Raw genomic sequence first — 12,893 nt, forward strand, 5'->3', positions numbered from 1 at the left:
CGGATGCATCGGTGGTGCCGGATGCGCCGGTGGCGCCGCCCCGGCGGACGGCGCGGGCGCGGTTCACTCCCGCAGGTGCTCGATCTCCCGTATCCGGTTGGTCGCGTCCAGGGCGGCCACCTTGTAGGACTCGGCGAACGTCGGGTAGTTGAACACCGCGTCCACCAGATAGTCGACCGTGCCGCCGCACCCCATGACCGCCTGGCCGATATGGATCAGCTCGGTGGCACCGGTCCCGAAGCAGTGCACGCCGAGCAGCCGCCGGTCCTCCGGGGACACCAGCAGTTTCAGCATGCCGCTGGAGTCACCGACGATCTGGCCCCGGGCCAGTTCGCGGTAGCGCGACACCCCGGCCTCGAAGGGCACCCGCGCCTCGGTCAGCTGGTCCTCGGTCCGGCCGATGAAGCTGATCTCCGGAATGGTGTAGATCCCGATGGGCTGGAGGTCGTGGATCGGGTTCACCGGCTCGTCACACGCGTGGTACGCCGCGCTCCTGCCCTGTTCCATCGAGGTGGCGGCGAGCGCCGGGAAGCCGATGACATCGCCCACGGCGTAGATATGCGGGACGGTCGTGCGGTAGTGCTCGTCCACCGCGATCCGGCCGCGCCGGTCGGCCGCCAGCCCGGCCCGCTCCAGATCGAGCCCGTCGGTGAGGCCCTGGCGGCCCGCGGAGTACATCACCGCCTCGGTGGGGATCTTCTTCCCGCTCTCCAGCACGGTCAGCGCGCCGCGCGGATGCCGCTCGACGGCGGCGACCGTCTCGCCGAAGCGGAAGGTGACGGCGAGGTCGCGCAGCCGGTACTTCAGCGCCTCGACGATCTCGACGTCACAGAAGTCCAGCATGCCGTCGCGCTGCTCGACCACGGTGACCTTGCTGCCGAGGGCCGCGAACATCGAGGCGTACTCGACGCCGATCACCCCGGCCCCCACGATCACCATCGAGCGCGGCACCCGCTCCATGTTCAGGACGCTGTCCGAGTCCATGATGGTCCGCTCGTCGAACTCCACGCTCGACGGACGGGCCGGGCGGGTCCCGGTGGCGATGACGATATGACGTGCCGTCAACAACTGCTCCCGGCCCTCCGGATCGACCACGGCCACGGTGTGGTCGTCCACGAACCGTCCGGTGCCGGAGAACAGCGACACACGGTTGCGGGTGAGCTGACTGCGGACGACCTCCACCTCACGGCCCACCACATGGCGGGTGCGGGCGGTCAGATCCGCGACGGTGATCTCTTCCTTGAGCCGGTAGCTCTGACCGTACAGATCCCGCTGGGTCAGCCCGGTGAGATAGAGCACCGCCTCACGCAGGGTCTTGGAGGGCACGGTCCCGGTGTGCAGGGAGACCCCGCCCACCATGTCGGGACGGTCGACGACGGCCACCCGGCGACCGAGCTTGGCTGCCGCGATGGCGGCCTTCTGTCCGCCGGGGCCGGACCCGATCACGAGCATGTCAAAGTCGGTCACGGAAAGGAGTCTGACACCGGGAGCAGCGGCCCGGAAGAGCAACCGTCACCCAACCTCACGGGGTCCCCCGCGGGACCGGGGCGCCGATCGAGCCACCTACCAACGCCGCCCGGCGGCCGGACCCTTGAGCGCGGCCCGCCACGCGCCGAACGGCCCTGCGCCCGGCGGCGACGCGCGACCGGCTTTCGGCACACGGATCGAGCGAGGCGACCGGGGGGACCGGTTCGAGGGCCCACCGGATCGGAAGATCGCGCGGCGAGCGCCCGCCGACACGGAGCAGGTGCGCTCCGCGCCGACCGTGGCGACGGGCTCCCCGGACGGGCCGTCCGCCGGTCGGCCGCCGCGGCCGGTCACCGTCCGCGCCGCGCGGTCAGCGCTGGTGCGGCCAGAGCCGGCCGTCGGCGTCCCTGGCCAGCGGGGTGAGCGAGGCCAGCAGGACCAGGGCGACCAGTACGGTCGGCAGGGCGGGCGCCGCTCGGGCCGCGTTGGTGACCAGCAGACCGCCGCAGGCCGCTCCGGCCACCAGCGCCACCAGCAGGGACAGGTCCGCCCAGCGCGCCCGGCCGCTGCGGGCCACCTCGACCAGCAGTCCGGTCAGGATGCCGGTGAGATACGTGGTGGAGAACCCCGGCGGGCAGATCGCGCGCACCAGCCCGCTCTGGCCGCCCATGGCCAGCGCGGCCACGGCGAGCAGCGCCAGCTGACGACCGCCGGAGGGATGGCCCCCTGCGGAGCCCCAGACCGCCCACAGCGCACCGAGGGCGAGGAGCTCACCCGCCAGGGCCCAGCGGGCCCGCCGGGCCGTACCGCGGCCCCGGATGATCCGCCCGCTCATCAGCGCACCGATGACGTAGCCGCACAGCGCCACCGCGGCGTCCCGGGCGAGCGTGGCGTCATGGGCACCGGTCGACAGGCCGAGCAGGGAGAGATTGGCGGTCATGACGCTGGTGAAGACACCGCCCAGGGCCAGAAAGCTGATCGCGTCCATGGCGCCGGTGGCCACCGTCAACGCCACGGCGGCGGTCATCCCGCCCGCTTCGCCGACTCCGCGCGGGCCGCCCGGCCGCCCGCGCGGGACCGCATCCCCCTCGGTCGCGTCTGCCATCGGCACTCCTCCGGCCGCCCCGCGGGTGCCCCCGCCGCCGGACGGGAAACAGCGGAAGACGCGCTTCCGCACATCCCCGGGACGACCTCGGAAAACGCCCCGAAGCTGATGGATCCTCAGGAAATAACGGCCCCGAGTCCGGGTACGACCCCTTGCCAAACCGAGATAGTACGTGTTCGGATTATCTCCATCGGGCCCCTAGCGCCCCTGCGAAACCGCTGCTCAGACCCGGTTCCACGGGTCGAGACCGGTCTGTTCGGTCGATGTGTCGGTGTGCCGATATATCGACTTGTTGCCTCTGCCCGTCCTCCGTCGTTTCCCGGAATCCTCCCCTCGCGTCCCCGCGGTCCACGTCCCCCGCACCGACCGGGACGGCCGCCCCCGGCGCTGTCTGGTACCACCCATCAGTCCTTGGAGGGACCCCGTGTTCGATCTTTCCTCCGTCGACCTCCTCGACGCCTTCACCCGTGAGCTGGAGCTGTGCAAGCTCCGCGAAGGGGAGCATGTGGTCGTCCTCGCGGAACCCGCCAGCCGCGGCGACTACGTCGCGGCCGCCTTCGGCGCCGCGAAGGCGTGCGGCGCCCATGTCATCGCCGCCACGGTTCCCGGCGGCAGCCCCGCCCCGATGCCCAGCACCCACACCGGCGCCGGGCCCGGACTGACCTCCGTGCTCACCGACACCACCGCCCAGGACCTGCTGAAATCGGCCGACCTGGTGGTCGACCTCACCCAGGAGGGCTTCATCCACGCCCCCGTCCAGCAGGAGATCCTCCGGGCCGGCACCCGCATCATCTTCGTCTGTGACGCCCCCGACGTGCTCATCCGCAATCTGCCCCGCCCGAAGGACAAGGACGAGGTCCTGGAGGGGGTCGGACTGCTGAAGCGGTCGGAGACCATGCGGGTCACCTCCGCCGCGGGCACCGATCTGACCGTCCGGCTCAGCGGCGCCAAGCCCGAGTTCCAGTGCGGCTTCGCCGACGATCCGGGCCGCTGGGACCACTGGCCCAGCACCATGGTGCTCTGCTGGCCGGAGATCTCCGACGGGGAGCTCGTGCTGGCCCCCGGCGACATCCTGCTGCCCTTCAAGGAGTACGTCCGGGACCCGGTCACCCTCCGGATCGAGGGCGGGCACATCGAGAAGGTGTCCGGCGGCGCCGAGGCGGATCTGCTCAACACCTTCTTCGACGACGCCCAGGACCAGTGGGCGCGCAGCCTCTCGCACATGGGCTGGGGACTGATGCGCACCGCCGACTGGTTCGCCACCGCCATGTACGGCAAGGGCGATCTGATGGGCATGGACGCACGGGCCTTCGCGGGCAACTTCCTGTGGTCCACCGGTCCGCATCCGGTGCTGGGCCGCGAGTCCTACGCCCATCTGGACATCGCCATGCGCGGCTGCACCGTCTCCGTCGACGGCACCGACGTCGTGGTGGACGGCGTCCTCCAGGACCGCTGACCCGCATCTACGCATCGCACCGCGGCCGTGGCCGAACGGACCGCATTCGGAAGCTGGAGGAGAAGTGGCGTCCACTCAGTCGTACGAAGTCACCATCGTGGGCGGCGGGCTCGGCGGGCTGACCGCGGCGCTCGCGCTGCGCCACCGCGGACTGCGGGTCACCGTACTGGAACAGGCGCCCGAGCTCGGCGAGGTCGGCGCGGGCATCCAGACCGCGCCCAACGCCAGCAGGATCCTGCTGGGCCTGGGTCTGCGGCACAGGCTGGAGGCCATCCACACCGAACCCCTGGACCAGGTGCGGCGGCGGTGGAAGGACGGCAGCGTCATCGGGCTGACCTCCCTGGGCGAGCGCTGCACCAGCGCGTTCAACGCCCCCTACTGGCACTACCACCGGGCCGATCTGCACCGGGTCATCATGGACGCCTGTGTGGACCCCGCGGGCCCCGGCCCGGTGGTGGCGCTGCACACCGACAGCAAGGTGTCCGGGCTGGACACCACCGAGCCGCGCCGGCCGGTGGCCGTCACCGAGGACGGACGGCGGTTCGCCTCGGACGTGGTGATCGGCGCGGACGGGGTGCGGTCCCGGGTGCGCGATCTGATGGGGGCGCCGGACACCCTGGTGTTCTCCGGCGAGATGGCCTTCCGCACCCTGATCCCGGGCGAGCTGATCGCCGCCGATCCGGCGACCCGCTGGCTGGTGGACCGCTTCCAGAGCACCATCTGGTACGGCCCGGACCGCCATCTGGTGCACTACATGATCCGCGGTGGCGAACACCTCAACGTCGTGGCGTGCGTGCCGTGCACCGAGGAGGTGGCCCGGCGCTGGACGGCGGTCTCCTCCGCCCGGGAGCTGGTGGACGCCTTCCCCGGCTGGGACGACCGGGTCCCGGCGATGCTGTCGAAGGCCAAGGACGACGTCACCTGCTTCGCCCTGTACTACCGCCGCCGGGACCCGGTGTGGACCGACGGCCGGGTGGCCCTGCTGGGGGACGCCTGCCACGCCATGCTCCCCTACCAGGCCCAGGGCGCCTCGCAGGCGATGGAGGACGCGGCGGTCCTGGCCGAGGAACTGGGCGCGGTCACCGCCGACGGCGCCACCGGGGCGCTGCGCCGCTACGCCGACCGGCGGGCCAAGCACGCCGGGATGGTCCAGGAGGCGTCCCTGCGCAACAAGACCCTCTACCACCTCCCCGACGGGCCGGAGCAGCGGGCCAGGGACGAGAAGCTGCGCCGCAGCTTCGACGGGGAGTCCGACCTCTCCTACGACTGGCTGTGGGGCGGCACCCCGCTCAACGACCCCGATCTGGGGGCCTTCGGCTACCAGTTCGCCCGCTGACCCGGCCCGCCGGGGCCCGCGTCCGGATCACGTCCGCCATGGTGCGGCACGTGCTCAACACGAACGACACCATGGAGCGCACGTGAAGACGGGAAGTCAGATCGTCCAGGATCTCCCATGGAAGTGGAGAGTCCAGGGCAGGATCTTCATCATCGGTGGCCTCGGCTACCTGTTCGACGCCTATGACATCGCCCTCAACGGCTTCCTGATGCCGCTGCTGGGCAAGGAGTTCGGGCTCTCGCTCTCCGAGCGCGGGCTGGTGGCCACCGCCAATCTCATCGGCATGGCCGTGGGCGCCATCGTCTGGGGCGGCATCGCGGACCGGATCGGACGCAAGCGGGCGTTCAGCGTCACCCTGCTGATCTTCGCCGTGTTCTCGGTACTGGCCGCCTTCTCCCCCACGTACTGGCTGTTCCTGGCGCTGCGCTTCCTCGCGGGGGTCGGCCTGGGCGGCTGTATCCCGGTGGACTACGCCCTGGTGGGCGAGTTCTCGCCGAGGAAGTACCGGGGCCGGGTGCTGACCGCGCTCGATGTGTGGTGGCCGGTCGGGGTGACGCTGTGCGGGGTGGTGTCCACCGCGATGCTGCCGCTGGACGGCAACTGGCGCTGGATGCTGGCCACCATGACCCTGCCCGCCCTGCTGCTGTTCTGGGTGCGGCGCGGCATACCCGAGTCCCCCGTCTACCTCGCCGAGAAGGGCCGGGAAGCGGAGGCCCGGGAGGTCATCGACGATCTGGTGGCCAGGACCGGGGCGCCCGTGGAGCCGTATGTGATCCCGGCCCCCGAGCCGCGCGACGAGCGGGTGCGGGGACTGGCCGCCGCCACCGAACAGCTGCGTGGCATCTGGCGGTTCAGCCCGCGGATCACCTCGGCCTCCTGGCTGATCTTCGCCACCGTGATGCTGGTCTACTACGCGGCGCTGAGCTGGATGCCGTCCATCCTCAAGGAGGAGGGCCAGGGCGACACCGCCGCCTTCTTCGGCACCACGCTGATGAGCGGGGTGGGCATCGTGGGGGTACTGGTCTCGACCGTCCTGGTGGACATCGTGGGCCGCAAGTGGCTCATCGGTGTCACGGCCCCGCTGGCCACCCTCGCGCTGGTGGTCTTCGCGATGGTGATGAAGATGCCGACGGCGCCGCTGGTCGCCATCGCGGTGTTCGGCTTCCTGATGCAGCTGACCATCCCGGCCATGTACGCGTACGTGTCCGAGCTGTACCCCACCGCGCTGCGGGCCAGTGGCTTCGGCTGGGCCTCCTCGGTCAGCCGGGTGCTCACCGGATTCGCGCCGATGCTGTTCGGCTCGCTGATGTGGCCGGTGCTCGGACTGCCGCTGACCTTCGCGGTGCTGGGGCTGGCCGTACTGGCCGCGGTGGTGTGGATGGCCGTGGCCGCTCCCGAGACCCGTGGCCGGGCGCTGGACGAGACCGGTGAGGCGACCGCCGCCCCGGTCCGCCCCGCTCCCGAGGAGGCGGTCCGCGCCTGACCGGCGAGGGACCGCACCACACGACAGGAGAGAGATGAAGCCCGCCCCGTTCATCTACCACCGGGCCCGTGACGCCGTCGGCGCCACCCGGCTGCTGGCCGAGCTCGGTGATGAGTCGAAGGTCATCGCGGGCGGCCAGAGCCTGGTCGCGATGATGAACTTCCGGCTCGCCCGGCCCCGCCACCTGGTCGACGTCGGCGGACTGAGGGAGCTCGACTACCTGCGCACCGGCCCCGACGGGGCGCTGCGTGTCGGGGCGCTCACCACCCACCACACGGTGGAGACCGCCTCCGGCGAGCGGCTCGGCAGCGGATTCGCGGTGCTGCGCGCGGCGATGGAGTGGGTCGGCCATCTGCCGATCCGCACCCGCGGCACCGTCGGCGGCAGCATCGCGCACGCCGACGCCACCGCCGAGTGGTGTCTGCTCGCGGTGGCGCTGGACGCCGAGATGGTGGCCCTGGGACCGGACGGTGAACGCCGGATCCCGGCCGCCGGCTTCTTCCAGGGCTACTACACCACCGCCCTCGACCCCGACGAGCTGCTGGTCGAAGTGGTCTTCCCGCGTCCGGCGCGGTACGCGGCGCTCACCGAGTTCGCCGAGCGGCGGGGGGACTTCGCGACCGTGTCCACCGTGGTGGCGCTCGATCTGCGGGACGGCGCGGTGCACGGCGGCCGGGTGGCGCTGGGCGGTGTCGCGCCGCTGCCGGTCCGCTCCCCGGAGGCGGAAGCGGTACTGGCGCGCGGTGGCCCGGCCGGTCCCGAGCTGTTCACCGCGTGTGCCGGGGCCGCCGCGGCGGCGGCCGGCCCGCCGGACGGCGCGTCCGGCGACGGTGACTACCGCGCCGCACTCATCCGCGAACTGGTACGGCGCGCCTGCGAGGAGGCGGTTTCCCGGTGAACGACGTGAACGACGTGAACGACACCACTGCGGCACACCAGCGGGCCACCGGGCACGGCGGCCCGACGGCCCCCGGCGGGGCGTGGATCGGCGCGTCGGTCGGCCGCCGGGAGGATCCCCGGCTGCTCACCGGCCGCGGCCGGTTCACCGATGACATCCAGCTGCCGGGCATGCTGCACGCGCAGTTCGTCCGCGCCACCGTGGCCCACGCGACCGTCACCGGGATCGATCTGTCGGCGGTGCTCGACGTCCCCGGTGTGGTGGCCGCGTTCACCGCCGAGGACCTGGAGCTGGGCGACATCACCGCCCGGCTGGGACGTCCGGCCTCCGAGTTCGTCGCCACCGCGATGCCGGTGCTGGCCCGGGACCGGGTCCGGTTCGTCGGCGAGCCGCTTGCCGTCGTGGTGGCCCGCGACGCCTATGCCGCGGAGGACGGCCTGGAGGCGGCGAAGGTGTCCTACGAGCCCCGCCCCCCGGTGGTCTCCGCGGCCCGGGCGCTCGCCCCCGGTGCACCCCTGGTGCACGACGAGGCGCCGCTCAACACCCTGCTGGACGTGTCGATGTTCGCCACCGAGGGCATCGACGCCGTCTTCGACGGCGCCCCGCACGTGGTGCGGGTCCGGGCGAGCACCGGACGGCAGAACGCCCTGCCGCTGGAGACCCGGGGCGCCGTGGCGAGCTGGGACGCCCGGGAGGACCAGCTGCTGCTGCAGACCTGCACCCAGGTGCCGCACCAGGTCCGCACGGTGGCCGCGCGCTGCCTGCGGCTGGACGAGCGCGCGGTGCGGGTGGTCGTCCCCGACATGGGCGGCGGTTTCGGGCTCAAGTGCGTGGTGGGGCGGGAGGAGATCGCGGTGGCGGCGGCGGCGCTGCGACTGGACCGCCCGGTCAAGTGGATCGAGGACCGCAAGGACGCGCTGACCGCGTCGTTCCTCGCCCGGGAGCAGCACTACGACGCACGCGCCGCCTTCGACGCGGACGGCCGGATCCTGGCGCTGGACGCCGATGTCGTATGCGACATGGGCGCCTACTCCTGCTATCCGTTCACCGCCGGGATCGAACCGCTGATGGCCTCCGCCGAGATGCCCGGGGTGTACAAGGTGCCCGCCTACCGGGTCCGCGGTCGTGCGGTGACCACCAACAAGGCGCCCACCGCGCCGTACCGCGGAGTCAGCAGACCGCAGTACGTGATGGTCATGGAGCGGCTCTTCGAGCGCGCCGCCCGGGAGCTGGGGATGGACCCGGTGGAGATCCGGCGGCGCAACGTCATCACCGACTTCCCCTACACCGGTGTCAACCGCATCACCTACGACCCGGGCTCCTACCGTGAGTCGCTGGACCTGTGCGAACGGCTGGTGCGGGAGGAGGGCTGGTACGCGGCCCGGGAGGAGGCGGCGGCCGAGGGACGCCATCTCGGTATCGGCTACGCGTGTTTCAGCGAGCGCACCGGCTACGGCTCGGCCGCGTTCGCGCAGCGCAAGATGGAGGTGGTCCCGGGCTTCGACATCTCCGAGGTCCGGATGGACACCAGTGGCGCGGTGGTGGTGACCACCGGGACGATGAGCCACGGGCAGAGCCACGAGACCACGATGGCCCAGATCGTTGCCGATGAACTCGGCCTGGACATCACCAAGGTACGGATCCACCAGGGCGACACCGACCGCGTCACCTACGGCTGGGGGACCTTCGCCTCCCGGTCCATCGCGGTGGGGGGCAGCGCGGTCCGGCTGGCCGCGGCGAAACTGGGCGAGAAGCTGTGCCGGATCGCCGCGGCCCGCTGGGAGCTGTCCCCCGACGCGGTGGAGCTGGTGACCGGCGGGATCCGCAGGCGGGACGGGACCGGGGAGGTGGTGGGCTTCCCGGAACTGGCGGACATCGCCTACCTCAAGGCGCATCTGCTGCCCAAGGACGTGGAGCCGGGGCTGTCCGCCACCGCAACCTTCGACGTGTTCAACGACGGCACGTTCTCCAACGCCACCCACGGGGTGGTGGTGGAACTGCACCCGGGCACCGGTCAGGTGGAGATCCTGGCGTACCTGTGCGTCGAGGACTGCGGAGTGGCGATCAACCCCCAGGTGGTCGAGGGCCAGTGCCGCGGCGGTATCGCCCAGGGCATCGCAGGCGCGCTGTTCGAGCAGGTCACCTATGACGACCAGGGCGAACCGTCGGCCACCAGCTTCATGGACTACAAGGTCCCCACCGCGCACGAGATCCCGGACGTGCTGATCCGCCATCTCCAGACGCCGTGCGCCTTCACCGAGACCGGCGCCAAGGGCGCGGGCGAGGGCGGCACCATCGGGGCGCCCGCGGCCGTGCTCAACGCGGTCAACGACGCCCTGCGGCCCACCGGAACCGAACTGGACACCACCCCCATCACCCCGGAGACCGTGCAGCGGGCCTTCGGCCGGACCGTGGAGCACCTCTCATGACCGACACCGCCCCGCGGGAGCGGCAGCTCATCACGCTCGACGTCAACGGCGAACGCCACGAGCTGCTGATCGAGCCGCGCCGCACCCTCGTCGACGCCCTCCGCCATGACCTGCTGCTGACCGGCACCCATGTGGGATGCGAACACGGCATCTGCGGCGCCTGCACCGTCCTGGTCGACGGCGCTCCGGCCCGCGCCTGTCTGATGTTCGCCGCCCAGGCCGAGGGCGCCCGGATCCGCACCGTCGAGTCCCTCGCCGAGGACGGCGAACTGGGCGATCTGCAGCGGGCGTTCACCGAACACCATGGACTCCAGTGCGGATTCTGCACCCCCGGGTTCCTGATGCTCGCCGAGGGGTTCCTCGCCGAGCGCCCGGCGGCGACCAAGGAGGAGATCCGCGAGGTCGTGGCGTCCAACCTGTGCCGCTGCACCGGCTACCAGACCATCGTCGAGGCGATCGACGACTGCGCCGCCCGGCGCCGGAAGGAGACGTAGATGCACCTGTCCAACACGGTCCCGGTCCCGGCGCCGCCGGACGCGGTGTTCGCCCTCGTCAACGATGTGGAGCGGGTGGCCTCGTGTATGCCGGGCGCCACGCTCGACGGCCGGGACGGCGACACCTGGCGCGGCCGGGTGAAGGTCAGGGTCGGCCCCATCACGGCCGCCTACGCGGGCACCGTCCGCTTCCTGGAGGTCGACACCGCGCGGCGGCGGCTGCGGGTGCAGGCACGGGGCGCGGACGAGCACGGCAACGGCGACGCGGAGGCCGAGGTCACCCTGGAGGTGGCGGAGGCCGCCGAGGGCGCCCGGCTGGAGATCTCCACCGACCTCGTCATCCGCGGCAAGATCGCCCAGTTCGGCAAGGGCGCGATCGGAGCGGTCTCCGACCGGATCCTCCAGCGGTTCGCACAGAACCTGGGCGGGCTGCTGGACGGGGACCGGGCCGCGGGTCCGCCGGTCTCCCCGGCCGCGCCCGGGTCCCCGGAACCGGCGGCCGCCCCCGCGGCGGACACCGAACTCGACGGGCTGTCGCTGATCGCCGGTCCGGTGCTCACCAAGTACGGGCCGCTGGCCGCGGCGTTCGCCTTCGGGCTGTTCGAGGGCTGGCTGCTGGGGCGGCTGACCACCCAGGAGAAGCAGCTACGCGCGGCGGGGAGGATCCGGTGACCGGGGGCGTCCACGGCGAGGGGACCGACCGCACCTACGAGCGGGCCGGATTCGGCGCACCGGTCCGCCGGGGCAGCCGTCCCGCCGTCGTCGTCGTGGATCTCACCCGCGGTTTCACCGAGGACACCTTTCCCTCGGGCGCCGATCTGACCGACGTGGTGGCCGCGACGTCGGCACTGATCGAGGCGGCCCGCCCGGCCGCCGTACCGGTGCTCTTCACCGCCATCTCCTACTCCCCGGCGGAGGCCGCCGGGGACGCGGTCACCTGGCTGCGCAAGGCGCCGGGGATGCGGGCGATGGCCGAGGGCAGCGACGCGGTGGCGCTCGACCCCCGGCTGCCGCGGCGGGAGGGGGATCCGCTGGTGGTGAAGAAGGGCGCCTCGGCGTTCTTCGGCACCTCGCTCGCCGCCGTGCTGACCGGCCTCGGCCGGGACACCGTGCTGGTGTGCGGGGCGACCACGAGCGGCTGTGTCCGGGCCACCGCGGTCGACGCCGTGCAGTCCGGCTTCGATGTTCTGGTGCCGCGCGAGTGCGTGGGCGACCGCGCGGCGGGGCCGCACGACGCCAGTCTCTTCGACATCCAGGCCAAGTACGGCGATGTCATCGACCTCGCGGAGGCCGTCGGCTATCTCGGCCGGCTGCCCGCCGCCCGTCCCGCCCCGGTCCTGTGACCGGCCGTCCCCCGGAGGTGCCCGTGTCCGACCGGTCCGTCCTTCAGTCCGCGCTCGCCGATCTGGCCGATGTGCCCGCCACCGGCCGGTGGGTCCGCTCCGGGCGGACTCGACTGCATGTGCTCGACTACGGCGGTCCCGGTGTGCCGCTGGTCGTGCTGCCCGGGATCACCTCACCCGCCGTCACCCTGGACTTCGTCGCCCGTGAACTGGTCGGCACGGTCAGGCCGTTGGTGGTCGACGTACGCGGACGCGGGCTGTCCGACGCGGGCGGCGCGTACGGCCTGGCCGAGTACGCCGAGGACACCGAGGCGGTGGTGCGCGGACTGGACCTGGACCGACCGCTGCTGCTCGGCCACTCCATGGGCGCGCGGATCGCCGCGGTGACCGCGGCGCGCGGCGCGGTACCGCTCCGGGGCACCGTGCTGGTGGATCCGCCGATGAGCGGGCCGGGGCGGGGACCGTACCCGACGACCCTGGAGACCTTTCTCGGCCAACTGGACCAGGCGCTGCGCGGCACCGACGCGGACGAGGTGGCCCGCGCCTGGCCGCGCTGGCCGCGCCGGGAGCAGGAACTACGGGCCCGCTGGCTCTCGAGCTGCGCCCAGGAGGCGATCACCGCCACCCACCGGGGTTTCGAGACCGAGGACTTCTTCGACTGGTGGCCCTCGGTGCCGGGTCCCACCGCACTGCTGTACGGCGCGGAGAGTCCCGTGGTCACGGTGGCGGACGCGGAGGAGGCCGCCCGGATGAATCCCCGGGCGCGTCCGGTGGCGATTCCCGGCGCGGGCCACATGGTGTTCTGGGACAGTCCGGCCGCCGCGCTCGCGGCCGTCCGCGAGGCGCTGCGACCCATGCTGGAGTGAACACGCCCCGCGCACC

General features: G+C 72.4%; 11 protein-coding genes. 9 read left to right on the forward strand and 2 right to left on the reverse strand.

Annotated features, from left to right (window positions below; genetic code table 11):
- Window positions 1–63 precede the first annotated feature (63 nt).
- Window positions 64–1,467: a Si-specific NAD(P)(+) transhydrogenase gene (gene sthA / locus AC07FT_RS23860; RefSeq protein ID WP_479178008.1), complete on the reverse strand. Its 1,404-nt coding sequence runs from the start codon at window positions 1,465–1,467 to the stop codon at window positions 64–66.
- Between the two features lie 370 nt (window positions 1,468–1,837).
- Window positions 1,838–2,572 carry a YoaK family protein gene (locus AC07FT_RS23865; protein ID WP_479178009.1) on the reverse strand — a complete coding sequence of 245 codons (735 nt, stop codon included), beginning with the start codon at window positions 2,570–2,572 and terminating at the stop codon, window positions 1,838–1,840.
- 424 nt (window positions 2,573–2,996) lie between these two features.
- On the opposite strand from AC07FT_RS23865, the gene AC07FT_RS23870 reads away from it, so the two are divergent.
- The 9 genes from AC07FT_RS23870 (at window position 2,997) to AC07FT_RS23910 (ending at window position 12,877) form a co-directional block, all read left to right on the forward strand.
- Window positions 2,997–4,028 (forward strand): 2,5-dihydroxypyridine 5,6-dioxygenase NicX family protein, encoded by a 1,032-nt coding sequence (locus AC07FT_RS23870; protein WP_471199320.1) that lies wholly within the window; start codon window positions 2,997–2,999, stop codon window positions 4,026–4,028.
- 64 nt (window positions 4,029–4,092) lie between these two features.
- Entirely contained in the window at window positions 4,093–5,364 is a 1,272-nt protein-coding gene (locus tag AC07FT_RS23875) for an FAD-dependent monooxygenase (RefSeq protein WP_471199323.1), read from the forward strand.
- A gap of 82 nt (window positions 5,365–5,446) precedes the next feature.
- Window positions 5,447–6,847 (forward strand): MFS transporter, encoded by a 1,401-nt coding sequence (locus AC07FT_RS23880; protein WP_479178010.1) that lies wholly within the window; start codon window positions 5,447–5,449, stop codon window positions 6,845–6,847.
- Between the two features lie 34 nt (window positions 6,848–6,881).
- Window positions 6,882–7,745, forward strand: a complete 864-nt coding sequence (locus AC07FT_RS23885; RefSeq protein WP_479178011.1) for an FAD binding domain-containing protein — start codon at window positions 6,882–6,884, stop codon at window positions 7,743–7,745.
- A gap of 86 nt (window positions 7,746–7,831) precedes the next feature.
- Window positions 7,832–10,174 carry a xanthine dehydrogenase family protein molybdopterin-binding subunit gene (locus AC07FT_RS23890; protein WP_479178038.1) on the forward strand — a complete coding sequence of 781 codons (2,343 nt, stop codon included), beginning with the start codon at window positions 7,832–7,834 and terminating at the stop codon, window positions 10,172–10,174.
- Window positions 10,171–10,668 carry a (2Fe-2S)-binding protein gene (locus AC07FT_RS23895; RefSeq protein WP_479178012.1) on the forward strand — a complete coding sequence of 166 codons (498 nt, stop codon included), beginning with the start codon at window positions 10,171–10,173 and terminating at the stop codon, window positions 10,666–10,668. Before AC07FT_RS23890 ends, AC07FT_RS23895 begins: the two co-directional genes overlap by 4 nt.
- The gene (locus AC07FT_RS23900) at window positions 10,669–11,340 is read left to right on the forward strand and encodes an SRPBCC family protein (protein ID WP_479178013.1); all 672 of its coding nucleotides are present in this window, start codon (window positions 10,669–10,671) and stop codon (window positions 11,338–11,340) included.
- The gene (locus AC07FT_RS23905; protein ID WP_471199338.1) at window positions 11,337–12,011 is read left to right on the forward strand and encodes an isochorismatase family protein; all 675 of its coding nucleotides are present in this window, start codon (window positions 11,337–11,339) and stop codon (window positions 12,009–12,011) included. Before AC07FT_RS23900 ends, AC07FT_RS23905 begins: the two co-directional genes overlap by 4 nt.
- Window positions 12,012–12,034: 23 nt before the next feature.
- Window positions 12,035–12,877, forward strand: coding sequence for an alpha/beta fold hydrolase (locus AC07FT_RS23910; RefSeq protein WP_479178014.1), 843 nt, complete (start codon window positions 12,035–12,037; stop codon window positions 12,875–12,877).
- The last annotated feature ends 16 nt before the right edge of the window (window positions 12,878–12,893 follow it).

It is taken from the genome of Streptomyces sp. NPDC045899 (assembly GCF_056431485.1).